Origin of the sequence: Anabaena sp. WFMT (assembly GCF_051781005.1) — a bacterium.
Lineage (GTDB): Bacteria > Cyanobacteriota > Cyanobacteriia > Cyanobacteriales > Nostocaceae > Anabaena.
This window is the reverse complement of sequence record NZ_JBPWOA010000023.1, coordinates 227,935-248,842: the sequence shown is the minus strand read 5'-3', so window position 1 is coordinate 248,842 and position 20,908 is coordinate 227,935. Positions and strand designations below refer to the sequence as shown.

Genomic DNA, 20,908 nt, shown 5'->3' with positions numbered 1-20,908 from the left:
AGAAAAATAGATAGGGGACAGGAGATTAGGAAGATGGGGAGGTTAATAACCCTACCAATTACGAATTACGAATTACGAATTATGAATGCTGTACCTCTTCACGTCTACATTCAAGGTCAAGGATTTCCTATTCTGGGTTTACATGGTCATCCTGGTACTGGCCGTAATCTTGCTGTCTTTACAAATCACTTATCAAACCGCTTTCAAACCTTTGCTCCTGATTTGCGAGGATACGGCAAAAGTCGCTGCAATAGCAATTTCAATATGCAAGACCATTTAGATGACTTAGAAGCTCTCCTAGACCGTTTTCAGATTGAAAAATGTCTGGTATTGGGATGGTCACTGGGTGGTATTTTAGCGATGGAATTGGCACTGCGTTTACCAGAACGAGTGACTGGGCTGATTTTGGTCGCAACCTCAGCTAAACCTTGGGGAGATCATCCGCCTATTTCTTGGCAAGATAATCTTTATACTGGCGTTGCGGCACTATTAAATTATCTAAAACCGAGTTGGGATTGGAATATTGAAACATTTGGCAAGCGATCGCTCTTTCGTCACTTAATCCAACAACATACACCTACTGCTTACGGTTACATCGCCAACTCAGCCGTACCAGCTTATTTACAAACTTCTCCCTATGCAACTCGCGCCCTCTACAGCGCCATTCGAGCCGGGTACAATCGACTTCCAGAACTACAAAAAATAGAATGCCCTAGTTTGGTACTCGCTGGTTCCCAAGACCGCCATATTACTGCTGATTCCAGCTTAGAAACTGCACGTCATCTAAAAAACTCTCAGTGGCAATGTTACCCAAATACAGCACATCTTTTCCCCTGGGAAATTCCCCAACAGTTGCTGTCTGATATTGACCATTGGCTAGAAGCACACCCACAATAATTCGTAATTCGTAATTTGTAATTCGTAATTAATTACTTCTGCCTTCTGCCTTCTGACTGCTGAATTCTGCTGTATTTGCCATCGTTCTCAGGATTCCACCCCCAGAACGATGACGGCCTATTGATTGAGATTATACTTGACCGCTAAAGGCAGGCTTTACTTTACGGTCAATCCTTTCCCCCAAGTCTTCAGCAATTGTTAGATCATCAGGTTTACAACGCTTAACATTGACTACAATACCCTGCGCTCCTTCAATTTCTAAATCTTCTACATAGCCCTTGCTGGCGAATGTGGCATCCACCGAACTCAAAAAAGGCCCAAAGTAGTAAGTACAACGGGGATTCTGGGTGACTATCTCTACCCACCAAGCAAATCCAAAACTGTTAGATATACTAATCAGCTGTTCCTTGAGGTTATGCCAAATAGTTTTCATGGTTTTCACCAATTTATAAACGGGTTACAGGGTGTTAAACAATATGTTAGATTTATTCTTTTTTACATTTCTTTATACACTTTTAGGCTATTTTTTCAAAGAAACTGTGCGTAATTTATCAAGATAGAGGGTATTTAAGGAACGTTGACGATAAATTTCGTAAAGCGCCATACCCGCAGCTACTGATGCATTCAGGCTGGGAGTCTTACCCTGTAAGGGAATTGACACTAAAACATCACAAGAACGTTGTGTCAACATACTCAGACCTTCACCTTCTCCACCAATTACCAAAACGATAGGGCCGCTGAAATTAACTGTATGCAGAGGTTCGCTACCGGTGGCCGCAGTTCCGTAAATCCAAAAACCAGCTTCTTTGAGTTGTTCTAAAGCACGGCTGAGGTTAACGACTCTAGCTACAGAAAAGTTTTCTAAAGCACCTGCTGCTACTTTTACCACAGTTGAAGTGATCCCCGAAGCCCGTCTTTGAGGAATAACTAATCCTTGAGCGCCTATTGCTTCGGCTGTGCGAATAATTGCCCCTAAGTTGTGAGGATCAGTGATACCGTCAGCCACGACAATTACAGCATCGGTGACGGATTTTGCTTCTGTAATTAAATCTTCTATTTCCGTATAGGCATAAGGAGCAATTTGTGCTGCTATGCCTTGGTGATTAGCACCGTCGGTGATTTGGTCTAAACGTTTGGGTTCAACTTCATCAATGACTGTGCCATTTTCCTTAGCTTGGAGGATCAAATGATGAAAGCGATGATCGTAACGGAGACGGGTTGTAATCCAGAGACGGTTAAGATTGCGATGACTTTCTAACGCGCTTAAAACTGGATGACGACCATAAATTAGGTCATTATCTTCTGTTGAATTGCTATCTTCTATTGATTTGATTGTTGGGGCTGGTAGAGAAATTCGGTGAGATGGGCGTTGTCTACCTGAGAAGGATTTTCCTTCTGCTTTACCTTGATGACGAGTAGGATTAGGAATTGGGTCGCTATCTTCTGTTGATTTGATTGTTGGGGCTGGTAGGGCAGATTGATGAGATGGGCGTTGTCTACCTGAGAAGGATTTTCCTTCTGCTTTGCCTTGATGACGAGTAGGATTAGCTATAACTCGTTTGCCCTTGATTTTAATGGGTTGCATACGTTTTGGTTCGCTAGTAGTATTGATTTTTCTTGGTTGATTAGTCATGGGAGTATTGGTTGTAGCAGATAAGTGGACATCCTAATTAACTCAATTTAATGAACCTTTACGATTGATTTTCCTATCAGGAGATTGAGCTATTCACTATTTCTCTAGATGGAGTTTTTGTAAAAGTTCCATTAAACGGGAGTAATCAGTGAGATATAAATAGCCAACTAAAGTTTCTAGACTAGTTGCCTGTTGATAAATTTCAGGATTAAGTCGCTTGGGGCGGCTTGTGGCAGCATTGCGACCTCGGCGGACAATTTCTAATTCGTTACTCCTTAATTCGGGAGTCAGCGATCGCAAATGTAGCGCTTGTGTTTCCGCTCTGACCTGCGCCACTACCAAACGATGGTAAATTTCTGGCCGTTGCTGTGGCAACAGAAAGAACATTCTAACATAAAGTTCGTAAATTGAATCCCCCAAGTAAGCTAAGGCAGAAGGAGAAAGTTGTCGCACTTGTGCCTGGGATATGATTGTTTGGGGTAATTGCGTCGTGTTTACCAACAATGCGGGGATTTCAGATGAATCTTGCAGAGCAGTTTCATCTCCTTCATTTTTAGCTTCTTCCTCCTGGGGCTTCACAAGTTAATAATTCCTTGACCTACTAAACATTGGGGGAGATTGTCTTCGCGAACGTTTATTTTTTGTGCAGTATGCCATCATAGCATACTGAGAATATTCAACACTAACAAAAATTACTGAAGCTATGGCAAAGTCCTGAGTCTTGAGTCCTGTAAAGCCTATTTAATTTTTGTAATTTAATTGAGGCTAAAATTTTCGATTATTTAATCAATAACTCTTCGAGACGCTGGCTGGTATGCAAACAGAAAGAAGATTTATTTCGAGCCAAGTGTAGGGGAAATAATTATTCCTGACTTCAATCCCCCTTTTGTACTCGATACTCGATACTTGGTACTCGGTACTGTTTCTTGAAAGCCTCTCCCACAAGGAGAGAGGTTTTTTGCAGAATTTGTAAAAATTAAGCTATCCAATATTGTGCATTTGGATAGCCAAATTGATTTTCTCTGGTCAAGCAATCAAGATGGCTTGATATTTTCTAAAGCCGCTTCGACATTTGTTTGCAGGGAGAGAAATTTCTCCAAGCGAACAAGCTTGACCGTTTGAGTTACACGGGCATTAGTGACAATTTGCAAAGTGCCAGCGGCGTTTGCTTGTTTGGCTAATTGGACCAGCGCACCCAAACCAGAACTATCCACAAAGTCAATTTGTGAGAGATCTAGAATTATGTGCTTTGGGCCTTCGTCAATCTTACTGCCTAATACCTTGCGAAATGTCGGCTCAGAAAAAGCGTCTAACAAACCTGTGAGGCGGAATAGCTGACAGTTATCCCGGACTTCACGAGTGCCTCTCAGGCTTACGGTTAGATTTAGTGGTTCAGCAATAATTCCCTCCTCGTCCTTTTAACTGAAAGTAAACGCTCAAGTATAGATGGTTTTTGAGCAAGTTGTCCAGATTGGGGATTGGGAAAGAAAATTTTAGATTGTGAATTTTGGATTTTGGATTGTATTTACTTAATTCAATCTAAAATCTAAAATCTAAAATCCAAAATTGAATTACCCATCTTGCCATTTTTCTATTTTTACTTCATTTAAGCGATCGCAGCTTGTCGTGCTGTTTGCATTTCTAACACAAATTGCTCAAACAAGTAATCTGCATCGTGGGGGCCAGGACTAGCCTCTGGGTGGTACTGTACAGAAAATACAGGTAGAGATTTGTGACGTACCCCTGCAACAGTGCGATCGTTTAAGTTCAGATGACTAACCTCTACCACTGCTGATGGTAATGAATCCGGATCAATAGCAAAACTGTGGTTTTGGCTAGTAATTTCTACCCTTTGTTGTAAGCCTGCTGGCTGATTCAAACCACGATGCCCAAATTTAAGTTTAAAGGTTTCTGCTCCCAAAGCGTGACCTAAAATTTGGTGTCCCATGCAAATACCAAACATGGGTTTTTGGCTTTCTAGCAGTGCTTTGGCGGTGGTAATACCCTCTGTGACTGCGGCTGGATCACCGGGGCCATTGGAGAGAAAAATTCCATCTGGATTGTATTTAAGAATTTCTTCTGGTTGTGTATTGGCTGGAACAACTATCACCCGACAACCATAACTAGCCAAACGGCGGAGGATATTACGTTTGACACCAAAGTCAAGAGCAACAACGGTGAAGGTTTCGCTAATTTTTGCTACATTTTCTGGGTTGAATTCCCAAGCGGCGGTGGTGGCCTCAGACCATTCATAAACTGCTGGGGTAGTGACTTCCTGCACCAGATTTAATCCTGCCATGTTAGGAGCAGTTTGCACTAGTTCTAATAGTTCTGCTTCATCGAGGATAGATGTAGAAATACCACCATTCATCGCCCCAAACATCCGAATTTTGCGGGTGAGGGCGCGGGTATCAATGCCAAAGATGCCTGGGACTTGGTGTTGTTTGAGGTAGTCTGGTAAGGATTTTGTAGAGCGCCAGTTACTGGGTTTGTGACAGATGTTGCGAGCGATCGCACCACGGACGTGAGGTTTGGCTGATTCCTCATCTTCAGGATTAACGCCAGTATTCCCTAATTCAGGATAGGTAAAAATGACAATTTGACCGCTATAACTAGGGTCAGTCAACACTTCTTGATATCCAGTCATGCCAGTGTTAAACACCACTTCGCCAATTGCGGTTCCCATCGCACCAAAAGACCAACCGCGATATGTGGTGCCATCTGCTAAGACAAGTAAAGCTGGTATTGCATCAGATAAAGACATAAATAATTCGTAATTTGTAATTTGTAATTCGTAATTGGAGATTTAGTAATGGGTAATTATAAGGGTTATTAACCTGCCCATCTCCGACTGCTTATTATCCCATGAGTTCCGATGATTAGACTCTGACAGCAGCAATTATTAAATTAATTTAATTTGGTACAGGAGAGCGCCTGCTGCTAAACCTACTAGTGAAAAAATGGACGTGAACCAGAAAGATAGTCCTTGTTTGAATCCAGCTGCCTGAAAGTCTATTTTGACTAAAATAGTTGCTGAAAGCATGAGTAAGGTATCAAGAAACACTCGAAACCAAGCCAGCATCATAAAAAACAGGAAAGCTGCTAAAACGGTAATACCAAAAGTTCTGACATTGGATCTAAAAAATACGCTGTAATACTCTGCCAGTTTTGACCAAGGAGTTGTCAAGCTAATTAGCAACAACAAGATAGTAACGATCACAATTAGCCACACGAACCAAGGAGCTTTTGTTTCAGATATCACCCAGCCTAAAGTACTATAACTCAGTAGTACTAGTGCTAGGGAAAACCAAGGAATTCTTTTTAAGACTGGCATAGATTGGTATTCCCAGTAGCGGGTGCAGATACTATTCTACAAATTTAGGCGATACAACGAAAGAGTTTATCTGATCTCAATACTTTCAACCTTATTTCTCGCTATATAACAGATAATCATCATCTCTTCTCCATTTTAATAAAAATGTACTCAATTAATAAGCATTTATACTGTTCCATCTCAAGATCACTAATGGACTTTCAATTTTCCCGGATTATTTTGTAAAAATTAGTTAAATTATGATCTTAAACATTTGTAAACTGTTAGCAGTCGAATGGCCGCATATCACATTTTATTAAGGTTAAGGACTGGTTCATGAGAAAACTTGTTATTGTTGAGCGCGTATGCCTGATTGGTCATATCGTGTCTATGGTATTTGGACTAGTAGGGATATTACTAGTCATTCCTAATGCCGAAGTAATTTTGAGCTTATCTGAAGTTGGGCAAACTGTCATGCAGTGGAGCATGGCTGGTGGTGGTGTGGCTTATATGATTTTCGGTGCGGTCGGTGTTTTCTTGTATGCTAACCGGACTTTGGGTTTAGGTCGCACTTTAGGGTTTCTCGTACCTTCAATATTAATTTCTTTGACTAGTGAATTACTGGGAACTAGTACAGGGTTTCCTTTTGGTCACTACAGCTACCTGAGTGGCTTGGGTTATAAAATTGCGGGTTTAGTACCGTTTACAATTCCTTTGTCCTGGTTTTATGTAGGATGCGTTTCTTACCTATTGGCACGGGTAGGTTTAGAAGTAGACAAAAAACCCAGCTTATTGCGTCATGTAAGTGCGATCGCAGTGGGCGCTTTGTTGCTGACATCTTGGGATTTTGTCCTAGATCCTGCCATGAGTCAAACTACTCTTCCCTTCTGGTATTGGCAACAACCAGGGGCTTTCTTTGGAATGCCTTACCAAAACTTTGCGGGTTGGATGGGTACTGGTGCGTTGTTTATGGCAGTAGCGGCGCTGTTGTGGAGAAACAACCCCATTAAATTAGAGCGATCGCAGCTTAATATCCCTTTGGTAGTTTATTTGGCTAACTTTGGTTTTGCTACGGTCATGAGCTTGGCTGCTGGATTCTCTATCCCCGTATTACTAGGATTGGGACTTGGTGTTGCACCAGCCGTAGCACTTTGGTTAAGAGGCCCAGACGCATCCGCAACTGTTGAACCAGCAACAAAAGAAGTTTCTGTTGCCAGTGTTAAAGTTGCGTTCAAGTAAGCTAACCAGTGCATTGAGAACCCTAGTTCCAGGTTTGGCGTTTCGTCGCCCGTCCCAATCTCTCGACGAGTAACAGTCGTTATTAGTCGGGGGCGGGACTCTTAACCGAGAAAGCCATTCATCCCCCATTTGCCTACGGCACGCTACGCAAACGTCTTCACGAACAGCTTCGCTCGCCTAAGAGGTTGTAATTCTGTTAATTTAAAGCTCAATAGGTCTTGCTGATAGCGTAAGCGTGGCGTAAGCCATATAAACTGAAAACTTGGATAAATATAGGAATACCTAATTCGTAATTCGTAATTCGTAATTCGTAATTCGTAATTAAAAGAAAGTCCAACTTAATCTATTCTGGACTCATTGAACCAAAAAACCTTGCACCTTTAGAGGACTTCCAAATAAAAAAATATACAAATATTTCTTGTGGTGCGGGCATCTTGCCCGCTAATTATCAAGGGCAGGCAGGATGCCTACCCCACAAGATGAGATCATTTATTTTCTGGAAGTCCCTAGGTCGGGTATTGTCAAAGTTATAAATTGCAACTACTAAGTAACTTGATCATAGAAAGCGTTATTTCCCTCTTATTACTACTTCTTCAAGTACCCGCAACGGCGATTTTACTTTCACGTCTGTTGAAAGGGCCAAGACGACATCCCCCGCTCCAACCAGAACAACCAACACTAGATTTATTAGGGAGTGTGAGCGTTGTTGTGCCTACACTAAACGAGGCATTGCGAATCAGTCCGCTGTTAGCTGGATTAAGTCAGCAAAGCTACGAAGTCCGAGAAATTATTGTGGTTGATAGCAATTCCCAGGATGGTACTCCCGACTTGGTTAAAGCTAAACAGCAACAAGATCCTCGGTTTCGCCTGATCACAGATGATCCTTTACCCCCTGCTTGGGTAGGCCGTCCTTGGGCGTTACATAACGGCTTTTTGTTTAGCTCTGAGGCCAGTGAGTGGTTTTTGGGAATGGATGCTGATACCCAGCCTGATCCAGGTTTGGTAGCAAGTTTGGTGAAAACAGCCCAAGCGGAGGGCTATGATTTAGTTTCTCTTTCCCCTCAGTTTATTCTCAAATCTCCGGGAGAGTGTTGGTTACAACCAGCTTTATTGATGACCTTGTTGTATAGATTTGACCCTGCTGGTATTCACACTCAACAACCAGAAAGAGTGATGGCAAATGGACAATGTTTTTTGTGTCGTCGCTCAGTTTTAGCATCTGTAAATGGTTATAGCAGTGCTAGGAGTTCTTTTTGTGATGATGTGACTTTGGCGCGGCATATTGCGGCTCAAGGCTTTAAAGTGGGGTTTTTGGATGGGGCAAAAGTCCTGAAAGTACGGATGTATGAGGGGGCAATGGAAACTTGGAAGGAATGGGGGCGCAGCCTTGATTTAAAAGATGCTTCTTCCCGCGCTCAGATTTGGGGTGATTTATGGCTATTATTGTCAGTTCAAGGTTTACCTATATTGATTTTATTCAGTTTTCTCCCCCTGCTCCCACTGCCTCTCCTGCTCCCCCTGCGCCTTTTATTGGGACTGAATATATTTTTATTAATAATTCGTTTTGCTTTATTATTAGCGATCGCTCCTTCCTATGATCTTCAAAATGCCAAAGGAGGTTGGTTATTCTGGTTTTCACCCTTGGCTGATCCTGTGGCGGTGTTACGAATCTTTTTGTCTGCATTCCGCGTTCCCCAAGAGTGGCGAGGAAGGAAGTACACTAGTTAATCTAGTTGGGGAAACAGTGAAAGGGGTCAGCCCTTCGACTTAGCTCAGGGCGCAGGGGAAAAAGGGTCTTATTGTGCCTACCTACTTAGCAACTTGGGTGAAATACCAAGTATTCGATTCTTGAATTTGCACTTTTTGATTTTTGGATAACAAAATTCTGAAAAATTTGCACTTCTCTAGCTAGTGCCTGATTTGCCAATGTATAAAATGATTCTTGTCAGTCACGAAACCCTTTTGGTAGTGATCTCATTTATCATTACCGTTATAGCTTCCTATACAGCCTTAGAGTTAGCGGAGAGAGTGACTCTGAAATCATCGCTGCGATCGCTGTGGATATTCATCAGTTCTGTAGCAATAGGTGCTGGTATTTGGTCAGTCAGTGAGCAATCATCAAATTACTGGTTGGGAATTAAAATTAGTATTACCGTCGTCTTTATACTAGTTGGGACTTTAGTTACCTTAATATTATATCGGCAATATACAGACCAATTAATCCGACCAGAACCATTACAAGAAAGCGAAAAACTTTTTCGCTCACTAATTCGGGAAATGCCTATAGGTGTATTGCTTTTGGATGCAGAGGGTAAAATAATTTTGAGCAACCATGTTGCTAGAGAATTATTGTTACTGACAGAGGCAGATTTACAAAATAAAAGTATTTTCGCACTCAATTGGCAAATGCTAGATGAAGATAGTAAACCATTAACCTCTAAAACCTTACCTATCAGAGAAGCACTTACCAAACAGCAGCCTGTACGTAATTACGTAATTGGTTTATCTCACAATTCTGCCAACAATATACTCTGGTTATTATTAAATATTGATCCACAAATATCTGAACATAAAAAATTAGAGCGTTTAGTTTGTACTTTTAGCAATATCACCCCAGAAAAACAAGCTCAAGAAGCATTGCGAGAGAGTGAAGCACGATTCACCTTAGCTGTAGAAGGAACTGCTGTTGGCATTTGGGACTGGGATTTACTAACAGGAAAAGTCTATCTATCGCCTAGTTGGAAAAGTATTTTGGGATATGCAAATCAAGAATTGCCTAATACTATGGAAACATGGCAACAATGCATTCATCCAGATGATAGTCAACAGGTAATGTCGATTTTACACGACTATCTAGAAAATAAAATTCCTACCTATGAAGTGGAGTTTCGTACCCGACATAAAGATGGTTCTTATCGTTGGGTTTCAGTCCGGGGTGCAGCACTAAGAAACGAATCAGGACTACCTTATCGCCTCAGTGGTTCCCATACAGATATTACTGAACGGAAACAAACAGAAGTAGCATTGCAAAAAAGTGCTGAACGAGAAAAAGCATTAGCGATAGCAATTCGGAGAATGCGGCAAACATTAGATATCAAAACCATCTTCGCCGCTACTACCTCAGAATTAAGGCAAGTTATCCATTGCGATCGCGTTGTTGTTTATGGTTTTAATTCTGACTGGAGTGGAGAATTTGTTGCTGAATCTGTAGGTATGGGCTGGATTTCTTTATGGGAAGAACAAAATAATAATCCCCAACTACAGAAAAATTTACTATCAAATGAAAGATGTATAGTCAGAGATTTTAATAGTAAAAATGAAAATGATGATGCTAATAAAAATTCAATATTAGGAAAAGATACTTATCTCCAACAAACTCAAGGTGGTCTTTATAGCCAAGGGACGAGTTACCGAATTGTAGAAGATATTTATCAAGCAGGATTTGACGATTGTTATATTCAACTTTTAGAGCAATTTCAAGCTAGAGCTTATATTATTGTGCCGATTTTCTCTAGCAATAAACTTTGGGGGTTGTTGGCAATTTATCAAAATTCTGCCCCCCGACAATGGCAGGAAGCCGAAGTCAATATAGTCGTGCAAATTGGTAATCAATTGGGAGTTGCACTGCAACAAGCTGAACTACTAGAACGAACTCAAAAACAATCAATAGCACTGCAACAAGCTTTGTTAGATGCTGATGCTGCTAACCGTGCTAAATCAGAATTTTTGGCGAATATGAGCCATGAATTGAGAACTCCACTGAATGCTATTCTTGGTTTTACACACATCATGAGCCGTGACAATTCTTTATCTACAGAACATCAAGAAGAAATAGGAATTATTAATCGGGCTGGTGAACATTTGCTGACACTAATTAATGACATTCTAGAAATGTCTAAAATTGAAGCAGGTAGAACCATACTCAATGAAAACAGCTTTAATTTAATAGTATTTCTAGAAAATTTACAAAAAATGTTGCAATTAAAAGCTGAATCTAAAGGTTTGCAACTCATCTTTAATTATGATCAATCTCTACCGCTCTATGTGCGTAGTGATGAAGGTAAACTGCGGCAAATTTTGCTCAATTTATTAGGAAATGCCATTAAATTTACAGCTAAGGGTAGAGTTGAGTTGAGAGTCAAAGCTAGTTATTCTAAGCAAAAAGAAAATCTGGAAAGTGAAAGATTAACTAACTCTTACAAAATTAGCTTTGAAGTAGAAGATACTGGTGATGGTATTGCCAACGAAGAAATGAACTTAATATTTGAACCTTTTAAACAAACAGTAAAAGGTATCCAATATCAACAAGGTACGGGATTAGGATTAGCTATTAGCCGCAAATATGTACAGCTAATGGGAGGAGATATTCAAGTTAGCAGTCGTCCAGGTTTAGGCAGTTTATTTCTGTTTGAGATCCCAATTTACGAAGCTAGTGCTAACGAAATTCCCATCCAAAAGCTAAATTGTAAACCTATCTCTTTAGCACCTAATCAACCAGAATACCGCATTTTAATTGCTGATGATATGAAAGATAGCCGTTTATTATTAGCTAAATTGTTAAGAGGAGTGGGTTTTAGTATTCGTGAATCGGAAAATGGACAAGAAGCAGTTAATTATTGGCAGAATTGGCAACCTCATCTAATTTTTATGGATATGCGGATGCCTGTAATGGATGGTTTTTTAGCTACACAACAAATTAAAGCTACACCACAAGGTCAAACTACTAAAATTGTGGCTTTAACTGCCAGTGCTTTTGAAGAAAATCGCCAAACTATTTTAGCTTCTGGTTGTGATGATTTTGTTGCTAAACCTTTCCGGGAGGAAATTTTATTAGAGAAGATTAGCCAACACATAGGAGTGCAATATATATATGAAAAGGATGATGTTATTGAATCTCATCATCAAGAAAAAGTTTCAGAAGCGCAAGTAGTTTTACTTTTATTAAAAATGTCGAGTGAATGGCGAAAGCATTTAAATCTTGCGGCTTCTCAATGTAGCGATGAAAGTGTTTTAGAATTAATTGCACAAATAACTCCAGAAAATCAGATTTTAGCTACTACTCTGAGGGAATTAGCACTAAATTTCCAATTCAAAAAAATCATGCAATTAACCCAGGCTAATAATGAGTAAAACATCTACACTTAGCTCTCTTCAAAAAGATATTCTCATAGTTGATGACACGCCGGATAATTTACGGTTTTTATCCAAAATTCTTATTGAGAAAGGTTATTCTGTTCGCAAAGCATTAGATGGTCAAATGGCGATCACAGCTTGCCACAATCTGTTACCAGATTTAATTTTACTAGATATTATGATGCCAGAGATGGATGGATATACAGTTTGTCAACAACTAAAATCTAATGAAATAACTAGCAAAATCCCAGTTATATTTTTAAGCGCTATAGATGATATTTTAGATAAAGTTAAAGCTTTTCAAGTTGGTGGTGTTGACTATATTACTAAACCATTTCACGCGGAAGAAGTTTTTATCCGTGTGAAAAATCAATTGTCATTAAAAGCGGCTGAACAAAAAATTTTAAACTTAAATATAGAGTTAGAAAAAAAAGTCCAAGAACGGACTTTACAGTTAGAACTAGCTAATCAAGACCTCAAACGAGAATTATGGGAAAGACAGCAGTTAGAACAGCAATTATTGTACCGAGCTTTACATGATCCGCTAACTAACTTGTCTAATCGAACTTTATTAATGGAACGCTTAGATGATGCACTTAATTTGTCAAAAATAGCATCTAATTATCAGTTCGCGGTGTTATTTTTAGACTGCGATCGCTTTAAGGTTATCAATGATTCTCTTGGACATTTGGTAGGAGATGAATTATTAATTGCTATTGGTCGTAGGCTACAAACTTTAATGAGAGATACTGATATTCTAGCTAGATTAGGCGGTGATGAATTTGCTATTTTTTTAGAGAAGATTCCAGATATTGACTATGTAAAATTAGTTGCTCTTCAAATTTTACAAAAGCTTTCAGTTCCTTTTCAATTATCTAGAGCAGAAGTTTTTATTACTGCAAGTATAGGTATCGTTGTCAGTAATAGTAGCTATGATAAACCTCAAGAATTATTGCGAGATGCTGATACTGCTATGTATCATGCTAAATCACAAGGCAGGTCTAGATATTGCATTTTTACTGTTGATATGTATCAGCAAGCAATTAAGCTTTTACAGTTAGAAAATGATTTAAAAAGAGCGATTGAAAGACAAGAATTTATTGTTTATTATCAGCCGATAATTTCTCTAAATACAGGCAAAATTATCGCATTTGAAGCGCTTGTCCGCTGGCAGCATCCAACTAGGGGTATGGTTTCTCCTTCGGCATTTATTCCCATAGCAGAAGAAACAGGTTTAATTGCGGATATAGATACTTGGGTATTACAAACAGCTTGTTGTCAGCTACGCGATTGGCAAAAACAAAAAGTAATTAATGAAGATATTTCTATTAGTGTTAATCTTTCAGTTAAATTATTTTCTCAACCCGATTTACTGGAAATAATTAATCAGGCTTGGCAAAAAATTGGACTGAATCCACAAAATTTAAAGCTGGAAATTACTGAAAGTGCCATTATGGAAAATAGTGAAGCAGCAGCAGTAATTTTACAGCAATTGCGAGAATGTCAAATTAAGTTATGTATTGATGATTTTGGCACAGGATATTCTTCTTTAAGCTATCTACATAGATTTCCGGTCAATATGCTTAAGATTGATAAATCTTTTGTACATGGTTTAGAGCAAAATTCTCGGAATATCGGCTTAATTTCAACTATCATTAGCCTGGCTCATACAAGTGAAATGAAGGCGATTGCTGAAGGTATAGAAAGTATAGAGCAATTAGCCCTATTGCGAAATTTGGGCTGCGATTTTGGTCAGGGTTATCTATTTTCTCAACCTTTAGCGGCTAAATCAGTTTTGGATTTACTTGCTTCTGCACCAAAGTGGTGATTAATTATAGTAGATTGCAAATAAATGAGTGACAGAATCTAAATTCAAAGCCACACATAAAGCCAGTTTTACTTCTGACTCCTAACTCCGGCTATATCTTCAGTCAGCTTCACTTTCTAGTTGATCACCTCGTTCTAATTCCCAAAGAATTTGATTACCTTCACGTCGTACCCGTGAAACTATCCAGTTGCGCCAACGCCACTGGTCTCCTCGACTGGTGACGGCGCTGGCGTGGACATCCATCAAGTCTGCTAGTTCTGAACTGGTGATTAAGTAGCCTTTTTCAGAAATTTCGTCAGCAATCCGCAGAGTTTCAACCAAGTTGCGAAGTTGTAAAACTCTCATTTCAGAAGGTTTTTCATCGGTTGTAGTTGCAGCTGATGCTGTAGATGGTTCCATAGTGGTTGTGTCTGATGGAAAAGTACTGCTTTCGGGAATGTTTTTGTTAATTATTGTAGAATTTATTGCAGAATCAGATCCTTTTATTACATTTAGTTCCTTCGTATTGGGTAAAGTTTGGTAAGCATTTCCAGGCGATAATTGTTGAAGAGATGGGATTTTGCCGCTGGCAAAGGAGCGAGCAATCACATCACAACGTTCGTTACCTATGTTACCAGAATGTCCGCGCACGTGTTGCCATTTTACGAGTCGGCTGTTGAGTTGGTCGAGGGTTTCTAAAAGGTCTTGGTTTTGGACTGGGTTTCCATCTGACTTTTTCCAGCCTTTCTTTTTCCAGCCTGGCATCCATTTGGTAACGGAGTTGATTAGATATTCGCTATCGGTGTAGAGGGTAATGGGTTGAGTTTGTTCAGATGTTTTCAGAAATTGTAGAGCTGCGATCGCTGCTTGCATTTCCATTTTATTATTGGTGGTATGGCTCGACGCGTCTCCCATTTCGTGAATTGAGCCATCTTGGAAGTAGACAACGACACCCCAACCTCCAGGGCCAGGGTTGCCGGTACAAGCACCATCTGTATATATGCTTTCTATTATGGGTTGAGTAGACATGGTAATAGTATGAAATCGCAGAGAAGATAAAGGAACGTATTAGCGACGAATTTTGGTCAATAATATCCAGGCTATTATACTGACAATCACTCCAGTTAGAATGCTGATGTAAAAAGGTGGGGTGATGATAAATGGAGTTTTTGCTGGTGGTGGGAATTGAGAAACCAGGACAGAGGAGGCGATTTGGCTGGTTGCAAGTCCGATACCTGCGGCATACCCATCCGGAGAAACAAGCATTCGACTGCGCTCACGCCGAAGTCTACGCGAAGCATCTCGTAAGAGTAAGCCACAAAATAAATGATCCTTTATTGTCATGCTGAATGTAGCAAAGCGAAACGTATCCCTTACGGAAGCCGGAGGCTCTAGCATCTCGGAGGATTCTTCACTACACTTTGTTTCATATGGCTATAGCTTGCGTGACGACGCAGGAGTCATACGCCACACTATGCCTACGGCACACTACGTGAACGTGAACAGAATGACATTGGGCATTTATTTTTGTGGAGTTTTCTAAGTCCTACGGACAGGCTTCGCCATCGAAGAGAAAACAGCAAATCTATCACTTTTCATTATTTATTTACGTTAATTAATACTTTGTATTTTCAACTTTCTCTAAAACTCTTTTCACTGCTGCTAAAATAACTTCCGGCTGATCTATCCAAACAAAATGACTACTTTTTTCTGCCAATAATTGTTCACAGTCAGTTGAAAGTAAAAGCAAATCAGATTGTATAGCATCTCGCAATTTATCGGCGGATGGAATCGAAAAATAAAGTTTTCCTATGGAAGGCTTAAGAAAATTACCAGCCTTGATATTGATAATTGGCATATTACCAAAATCATCAGCTTTTTTAACTTGATAACCACTAAGATTTAAACTCCACATTTCTCGAAACATGGTCAACCAATGTCGTGAAGAATAAAAAGAACGCTTCACGATTTTTAATTTAGTTGCTGGAAACTGACACAGTTCTTTTTTGATAACTTCAAAAGCGCCTATTATCCCTAAAAACCTGATAACTCCTAATGCTGCACCCAAGGAAGCGATAAAAAAAGAACCTGTAAAAAATAACTTCAATAATTGCATACTCAATGGCATTGCTAACATCTGTTTTTCATGCAAACCATCTGTTAAAACCATACCTAGAACTTCTTCTGGGAAATAATGAGCATAAAGACGCATATTATAACTACCAAAAGAGTTACCAACTAAGATGTATGGTGGTTCGATTTCTGCCTTTTTTAAAAGTATATGTAATTCCTTAACTATCTGTTCACTGGTACGTGATTTATTACTTGATTGACTCGAACCATATCCGGCTCGATCATAAATACAAACTCGTGAAATTTTCGCTAATTCTTCCACTAAAAAATAACCATCTATTCCCCCAAGGCTATGATCTAAAATTATTGTTATTTCCCCTTCACCAGCACAATAGAGATGTAATTTATGTCCACCGACATCAATCAATTTTCCTATAGGTGGTATTTTTGATTTTTCTTGGATGCTGGCAATTAGATGATATGTAGTGATTCCTAATAAAATCAATGATTGCCAGTTAAATAAATTTGATAGCAAAATTTCAACTTTCCTGAATTTATTGAATTAGGTTGAGATTTAAATATCGTACAACTCACCATCTCGATGAGTGAAAATCCATCCTCCATCATTACTAAATTTAGCAATTAAATCATCATCTGGATAATATACTTCATCTCCTGGTGTTCTATCTCCAACTTCCAAATAAATTACTATTTCTGGCGATTTATTCACAAGTTGATGTCCATTTGCTTCTCCTGCTGGGAAACCTACCATCATTCCCGATATGAGGATTTCTTCACCTGCATTAGTAACTAAAGTTATTTCACCTTGAATAATATAAATAAACTCATCTTGTTGAGTATGCCAATGTCTTAATGCTGAACAACTTCCAGGTGCTAGAGTGACTAAGTTCACACCAAAATTTTTCAATCCGGCTGCATTTCCTAAAGCTTGTTTGACTCGTCCTGAAATTCGAGATTTAAATACATCTGGATATGCGGAAGTTGTTCGACGAGGTACATTATCTGGATTAATAATCATTGTGATATTCCTCAGATAATTGGTTGTTACGACGCATTAATTTAATTCCATCTACATCTTGTTGGAAACCCCAACACTCATAAAAAGGTATCATTTCTGTTAAACAGAAAAGAGCAATATTTTCAACTTCTTTTAACTGTGGTTGATTAATTACTTCATCTAATAATTTAGCACCAAATCCCATTTTTCTATAATTAGATTTAATAATTACATCATAAAGAGTTGCTCGATAAACAAAATCAGTCAGGACGCGGCAAAAACCAATTAATTCTTCGTCATCACCTACCAAAGCAATAATTATATCTGATGCCTTTAACATCTTAACAACACGCTGGTATGTTCTGTCTTTGCTCCAGAATTCATTTTTGTATAATTCCACAAGTTCGTAAATTTGCTTTTCATTTAACTGGTTAACGATTTTGTAATTCATAGTTAATTGATAATTAATTTGATATTTATAAATAATTCTAGTGACAGACTTGGACTAAATTAATACGGTTCAGTTAAGAAAAAATTAGGTTGGTTGGTTTAAGAGACAGTACAACCAAAAAAATTTGAGTTTTAGAGAACTCCACAAAAATAAATGCCCAATGTCATTCTGTTCACGTTCACGTAGTGTGCCGTAGGCATAGTGTGGCTTTAGCCATACGAAACGAAGTGTAGTGAAGAATCCTCCGAGATGCTAGAGCCTCCGGCTCCCATAAGGGATACGTTCCGCTTTGCTACACTCAGCATGACAAGACAGGATCATTTATTTTGTGGCTTACTCTTAGTAATTTAGATTTATATAAAATCTAATTTCATCTTTAAAGATATAGAACCTACTCGGTTAATCATATCACTGCCTTCAACAATTTTCCAACCCAATTTTTTATATAGATATAAAGCCGGATTGGAACTTCTGACTGTGAGTGATATCGCCGGATAAACTATTTTTGCAGAGGCTATTAAATGGGTGAGTAATTGTGTTCCTATCCCTTGATTTCTGTATTTTGGTACAATAGCTATAGCTAGTTCTGGAGTTTGATCATCAATATATCCATAGCCTTTATTTTCCTCCATGAATAACCGTAACCAAGCCGCACCTATTGGTTGTTCATTACTTGATATAGCAACAAAACCCAAGTCGTTTTTTTGTCCCCAATGATGCACATATTTTTTCAATTCAGGATGAGTCATTGCATCCTGCGCGGTTAAATAACCTTCTTTGTGTAGTTGTGCTGCTTCATATAGCATTTGCCAGAGAAAAGGCTCATCTTCTTTTGTTAAGAGTCGAATTGAATAACTCATATATAAAACTAAATTTGTTGACGAATTTCACTATGGAAGTCCTAAATAATTAATAAAAATCTATCTTGTTTTTATGCTCTTTGCGTGAGAAAAAAGGATTTGTACAAATTAGATAAGGAACACTATATTTATTTAATGAACTTGAATAATCATAATTTACTAATCAACTAACTTCTAATGGTGAACTTCAGACAAAGGAGTTAATAAGCCATCAATACTAACAAAATTTTTCTGCTGGTGATATTCTTTAATTCCTGCTTCTCCTTTTTTATCAGCCCAATTAACTAAAGTTTCTCTTTGTCCTTGATATTTATAAAGTGGAACACCAAACCCACAGGAAGTTTGCACACGTTCAATATCAGCAACAATTATTTGTCGAGTTCCAGGGATGGGAGAAAATAGGGAATATAGGGAATTCCATGCTGGAGAATCTGGTAAAATCGTTTGTCCTTGTCCGTAAAGACGCAAAATACAAGGTGGTTCTTGAAAGGCGCAAAACATAAATGTAATTCTGCCATTTTCTAGCAAATGGGCTGAGGTTTCATTCCCACTACCTGTTACATCCAAGTAACCCACTCGGTTCGGTGCAAGGATACGAAAGCTTTCTAAACCTTTGGGAGAAAGGTTAACATGGCCTGTAGAACTCAGAGGTGCAGAACCTACAAAAAATAGGTGTTGGGCTGCAATAAATTTTTGCAGTTCTTCAGTGATATAGTCAAAAACTTTAGCCATATACTGTTGAATTAAGTGTGGCAATTTTCCATATCCAGCTTATTTCTTAATTGGTAATTTAGCAAGGCTGAATTTAAATGTCGTTCATCTTTCTTTCTCCACCTATACAGCATATTAATAGTCACATAGCTGATAATGTTGGTGTTGAGTTATACGTATTACGACTGGATCTGATGCACCCACAGGTTAACGGTAACAAGTGGTTCAAACTGAAATATAATCTTTTGGAAGCAAAAGCAAAAAATCTATCAACTCTACTCACTTTTGGAGGTGCTTATTCTAACCATATTTTTGCTACAGCAGCAGCAGGTAATTTGTTTGGCTTTCGGACTATTGGGGTAATTCGTGGTGAAGAAACTTTACCTCTAAATCCCACTCTGAGTTTTGCGGTAGAACAGGGGATGGAACTAGTTTATGTAAACCGTCAAACATACCGTCAACGCCACATAAATCAACTACAGGAAGAGTTAAAGCAACGCTTTGGGGAAGTGTTTATTATTCCTGAAGGTGGTTGTAATCTTAATGGTGTGCGTGGCTGCACAGAAATACTTAAAACAGCAGCGGGATTTGATACTATTTGTTTAGCCTGTGGAACTGCGACAACTCTAGCTGGTATTGTCCTATCATTAAATTTAGAACAGAGAGTAATTGGCTTTCCTGTCTTGAAAGGTGGGGATTTTTTGATAGGGGAAATCAACAGTTTATTACAAACTTATCTTGTTTCTGGTTTACCTGCACCCGTTGATTTTCTGGCATCTTGGGAATTGGTGTGTGATTATCATTTTGGAGGTTATGCAAAAGTAAATGAGGAATTAATGAGGTTTTGCCAAAATTTCAATAAAGAACACGGCATACTTCTAGATTATGTATATACGGGAAAAATGTTTTATGGGGTGATAGATTTACTCCAGCAAGGATATTTTAAACCAGGACGTATCCTGTTAATCCATACTGGTGGCTTACAGGGAAATATGGGGATGACGCAACTATTAAAATAATTCGTAATTCGTAATTCGTAATTTGTAATTTGTAATATAGCGTTTCTCGGTTGAATGAGATACAAGAACCCCACCCCGCAAGCGATGAGGGGACTATGATGTATCTCATCCAAGTACATACTGCTATAGTAGAAAATCTAGCTTGATAACAAGTATTGCTGAACAAAAAAATGTAGGCTGGATTCAGCAACAGTTAACTGATGTTAGCTTTTCTAATATTAGTCCAACCTACATAAATATTGATTTTGCTTTTTACCTGGATGGTAGTTATTTATAAAACTACATCATGTTTTTTAGCAATTTCTGTGAGTTGCTCATACTGATGTTGTGATGCTTTAGCTAATATCCCTTCTGCGTCCTCTGGATCAGTACCGTCTTTAGGAATTAAATATTTAACGTAAAGTGAAACAAAATCAACTATAGCGGCTAAACCTAACAAGTTATGTTTATCAGATTCTTTGCCTGCAATTACTGCTACTAGACCGGCTCTAATGGGGTCTGGTTTCACTTTCATGAATTGGTCAATTAGTTGTTTTAAATAGTCTGCTGGTGCTAAGTTTTTTAACTTAGTTTGATCAGGTTTAAATTCTAATCCTGCGGCTTTTGATTGCTCTAAAACACACCATTCTGTAAATTCTTGTAGTGCTGCTTCAGGAAGGCGGGGCAGATATTTGTATAGTGCTAAATCAGACACAGGCTTACACCAATTTGGGATTTTAGATTGCGAACTCTCATAGTGAGGTTATTTTGTTTA

The 20,908-nt window shown here is 38.8% G+C and carries 21 protein-coding genes; 7 read left to right on the top strand and 14 right to left on the bottom strand.

The features are described from left to right. Positions 1–81: 81 nt before the first annotated feature. Positions 82–897: an alpha/beta fold hydrolase gene (locus ACSQ6I_RS15700; RefSeq protein ID WP_438891243.1), complete on the top strand. Its 816-nt coding sequence runs from the start codon at positions 82–84 to the stop codon at positions 895–897. A 130-nt stretch (positions 898–1,027) separates the two neighbouring features. Here the strand turns inward: ACSQ6I_RS15700 and ACSQ6I_RS15695 are convergent, their stop codons facing one another. The 6 genes from ACSQ6I_RS15695 to ACSQ6I_RS15670 form a co-directional block, all read right to left on the bottom strand. Further along, positions 1,028–1,330, bottom strand: coding sequence for a DUF1816 domain-containing protein (locus tag ACSQ6I_RS15695; RefSeq protein WP_438891227.1), 303 nt, complete (start codon positions 1,328–1,330; stop codon positions 1,028–1,030). A gap of 87 nt (positions 1,331–1,417) precedes the next feature. After that, positions 1,418–2,530: a 23S rRNA (guanosine(2251)-2'-O)-methyltransferase RlmB gene (gene rlmB, locus ACSQ6I_RS15690; RefSeq protein WP_438891226.1), complete on the bottom strand. Its 1,113-nt coding sequence runs from the start codon at positions 2,528–2,530 to the stop codon at positions 1,418–1,420. Between the two features lie 96 nt (positions 2,531–2,626). Further along, the gene (locus ACSQ6I_RS15685) at positions 2,627–3,109 is read right to left on the bottom strand and encodes a Mini-ribonuclease 3 (RefSeq protein WP_438891225.1); all 483 of its coding nucleotides are present in this window, start codon (positions 3,107–3,109) and stop codon (positions 2,627–2,629) included. Positions 3,110–3,564: 455 nt separating this feature from the next. Beyond that, on the bottom strand, positions 3,565–3,933 hold the full coding sequence (locus ACSQ6I_RS15680; protein WP_438891242.1) for an STAS domain-containing protein: 369 nt from the start codon (positions 3,931–3,933) through the stop codon (positions 3,565–3,567). A gap of 203 nt (positions 3,934–4,136) precedes the next feature. Then, positions 4,137–5,294: a glutamine-hydrolyzing carbamoyl-phosphate synthase small subunit gene (gene carA, locus ACSQ6I_RS15675; RefSeq protein WP_438891224.1), complete on the bottom strand. Its 1,158-nt coding sequence runs from the start codon at positions 5,292–5,294 to the stop codon at positions 4,137–4,139. Between the two features lie 138 nt (positions 5,295–5,432). After that, positions 5,433–5,864, bottom strand: a complete 432-nt coding sequence (locus tag ACSQ6I_RS15670; RefSeq protein ID WP_438891223.1) for a hypothetical protein — start codon at positions 5,862–5,864, stop codon at positions 5,433–5,435. A 315-nt stretch (positions 5,865–6,179) separates the two neighbouring features. On the opposite strand from ACSQ6I_RS15670, the gene cruF reads away from it, so the two are divergent. The 4 genes from cruF to ACSQ6I_RS15650 all read left to right on the top strand — a co-directional run bounded on the left by cruF (position 6,180) and on the right by ACSQ6I_RS15650 (position 14,043). Then, on the top strand, positions 6,180–7,082 hold the full coding sequence (gene cruF / locus ACSQ6I_RS15665) for a gamma-carotene 1'-hydroxylase CruF (RefSeq protein WP_438891222.1): 903 nt from the start codon (positions 6,180–6,182) through the stop codon (positions 7,080–7,082). 552 nt (positions 7,083–7,634) lie between these two features. Beyond that, a complete protein-coding gene (cruG, locus tag ACSQ6I_RS15660; RefSeq protein WP_438891241.1) occupies positions 7,635–8,810 on the top strand; it encodes a 2'-O-glycosyltransferase CruG in 1,176 nt (391 codons plus the stop codon). A gap of 198 nt (positions 8,811–9,008) precedes the next feature. After that, positions 9,009–12,212, top strand: coding sequence for a PAS domain S-box protein (locus ACSQ6I_RS15655; RefSeq protein WP_438891221.1), 3,204 nt, complete (start codon positions 9,009–9,011; stop codon positions 12,210–12,212). Further along, positions 12,205–14,043 carry a GGDEF/EAL domain-containing response regulator gene (locus ACSQ6I_RS15650; protein ID WP_438891220.1) on the top strand — a complete coding sequence of 613 codons (1,839 nt, stop codon included), beginning with the start codon at positions 12,205–12,207 and terminating at the stop codon, positions 14,041–14,043. The genes ACSQ6I_RS15655 and ACSQ6I_RS15650 overlap by 8 nt, the downstream gene beginning before the upstream one ends. 99 nt (positions 14,044–14,142) lie before the next feature. Here the strand turns inward: ACSQ6I_RS15650 and rnhA are convergent, their stop codons facing one another. The 7 genes from rnhA to ACSQ6I_RS15615 form a co-directional block, all read right to left on the bottom strand. Continuing rightward, positions 14,143–15,051: a ribonuclease HI gene (gene rnhA, locus ACSQ6I_RS15645; RefSeq protein ID WP_438891219.1), complete on the bottom strand. Its 909-nt coding sequence runs from the start codon at positions 15,049–15,051 to the stop codon at positions 14,143–14,145. 39 nt (positions 15,052–15,090) lie between these two features. Then, the gene (locus ACSQ6I_RS15640; protein ID WP_438891218.1) at positions 15,091–15,366 is read right to left on the bottom strand and encodes a hypothetical protein; all 276 of its coding nucleotides are present in this window, start codon (positions 15,364–15,366) and stop codon (positions 15,091–15,093) included. Positions 15,367–15,637: 271 nt separating this feature from the next. Further along, positions 15,638–16,630 (bottom strand): alpha/beta fold hydrolase, encoded by a 993-nt coding sequence (locus tag ACSQ6I_RS15635; protein WP_438891217.1) that lies wholly within the window; start codon positions 16,628–16,630, stop codon positions 15,638–15,640. A 39-nt stretch (positions 16,631–16,669) separates the two neighbouring features. Beyond that, positions 16,670–17,134, bottom strand: coding sequence for a cupin domain-containing protein (locus ACSQ6I_RS15630; protein WP_438891216.1), 465 nt, complete (start codon positions 17,132–17,134; stop codon positions 16,670–16,672). Then, on the bottom strand, positions 17,124–17,564 hold the full coding sequence (locus tag ACSQ6I_RS15625) for a GNAT family N-acetyltransferase (protein WP_438891215.1): 441 nt from the start codon (positions 17,562–17,564) through the stop codon (positions 17,124–17,126). Before ACSQ6I_RS15625 ends, ACSQ6I_RS15630 begins: the two co-directional genes overlap by 11 nt. Before the next feature lie 353 nt (positions 17,565–17,917). Then, positions 17,918–18,424: a GNAT family N-acetyltransferase gene (locus tag ACSQ6I_RS15620; protein ID WP_438891214.1), complete on the bottom strand. Its 507-nt coding sequence runs from the start codon at positions 18,422–18,424 to the stop codon at positions 17,918–17,920. 174 nt (positions 18,425–18,598) lie between these two features. Further along, the gene (locus ACSQ6I_RS15615; protein WP_438891213.1) at positions 18,599–19,156 is read right to left on the bottom strand and encodes a pyridoxamine 5'-phosphate oxidase family protein; all 558 of its coding nucleotides are present in this window, start codon (positions 19,154–19,156) and stop codon (positions 18,599–18,601) included. A gap of 77 nt (positions 19,157–19,233) precedes the next feature. Between ACSQ6I_RS15615 and ACSQ6I_RS15610 the strand changes: the two genes are divergently transcribed. Together ACSQ6I_RS15610 and ACSQ6I_RS15605 are read left to right on the top strand one after the other, a co-directional pair. Further along, positions 19,234–20,154: a 1-aminocyclopropane-1-carboxylate deaminase/D-cysteine desulfhydrase gene (locus ACSQ6I_RS15610; protein WP_438891212.1), complete on the top strand. Its 921-nt coding sequence runs from the start codon at positions 19,234–19,236 to the stop codon at positions 20,152–20,154. A 142-nt stretch (positions 20,155–20,296) separates the two neighbouring features. Further along, positions 20,297–20,431, top strand: a complete 135-nt coding sequence (locus ACSQ6I_RS15605; protein ID WP_438891211.1) for a hypothetical protein — start codon at positions 20,297–20,299, stop codon at positions 20,429–20,431. Here ACSQ6I_RS15605 and ACSQ6I_RS15600 read toward each other — a convergent pair. After that, entirely contained in the window at positions 20,426–20,848 is a 423-nt protein-coding gene (locus tag ACSQ6I_RS15600) for a hypothetical protein (protein WP_438891210.1), read from the bottom strand. The genes ACSQ6I_RS15605 and ACSQ6I_RS15600 overlap by 6 nt on opposite strands. Between the last annotated feature and the right edge of the window lie 60 nt (positions 20,849–20,908).

Excerpts from the sequence above, each read along its gene's own strand:
- carA (WP_438891224.1), bottom strand. The coding sequence starts at position 5,294 with ATGTCTTTATCTGATGCAATACCAGCTTTACTTGTCTTAGCAGATGGC.
- ACSQ6I_RS15655 (WP_438891221.1), top strand. The coding sequence starts at position 9,009 with ATGTATAAAATGATTCTTGTCAGTCACGAAACCCTTTTGGTAGTGATC.
- cruF (WP_438891222.1), top strand. The coding sequence starts at position 6,180 with ATGAGAAAACTTGTTATTGTTGAGCGCGTATGCCTGATTGGTCATATC.
- ACSQ6I_RS15650 (WP_438891220.1), top strand. The coding sequence starts at position 12,205 with ATGAGTAAAACATCTACACTTAGCTCTCTTCAAAAAGATATTCTCATA.
- ACSQ6I_RS15640 (WP_438891218.1), bottom strand. The coding sequence starts at position 15,366 with ATGACAATAAAGGATCATTTATTTTGTGGCTTACTCTTACGAGATGCT.
- rnhA (WP_438891219.1), bottom strand. The coding sequence starts at position 15,051 with ATGTCTACTCAACCCATAATAGAAAGCATATATACAGATGGTGCTTGT.
- ACSQ6I_RS15695 (WP_438891227.1), bottom strand. The coding sequence starts at position 1,330 with ATGAAAACTATTTGGCATAACCTCAAGGAACAGCTGATTAGTATATCT.
- ACSQ6I_RS15625 (WP_438891215.1), bottom strand. The coding sequence starts at position 17,564 with ATGAATTACAAAATCGTTAACCAGTTAAATGAAAAGCAAATTTACGAA.
- ACSQ6I_RS15610 (WP_438891212.1), top strand. The coding sequence starts at position 19,234 with ATGTCGTTCATCTTTCTTTCTCCACCTATACAGCATATTAATAGTCAC.
- ACSQ6I_RS15670 (WP_438891223.1), bottom strand. The coding sequence starts at position 5,864 with ATGCCAGTCTTAAAAAGAATTCCTTGGTTTTCCCTAGCACTAGTACTA.
- ACSQ6I_RS15615 (WP_438891213.1), bottom strand. The coding sequence starts at position 19,156 with ATGGCTAAAGTTTTTGACTATATCACTGAAGAACTGCAAAAATTTATT.
- ACSQ6I_RS15630 (WP_438891216.1), bottom strand. The coding sequence starts at position 17,134 with ATGATTATTAATCCAGATAATGTACCTCGTCGAACAACTTCCGCATAT.
- ACSQ6I_RS15700 (WP_438891243.1), top strand. The coding sequence starts at position 82 with ATGAATGCTGTACCTCTTCACGTCTACATTCAAGGTCAAGGATTTCCT.
- rlmB (WP_438891226.1), bottom strand. The coding sequence starts at position 2,530 with ATGACTAATCAACCAAGAAAAATCAATACTACTAGCGAACCAAAACGT.
- ACSQ6I_RS15620 (WP_438891214.1), bottom strand. The coding sequence starts at position 18,424 with ATGAGTTATTCAATTCGACTCTTAACAAAAGAAGATGAGCCTTTTCTC.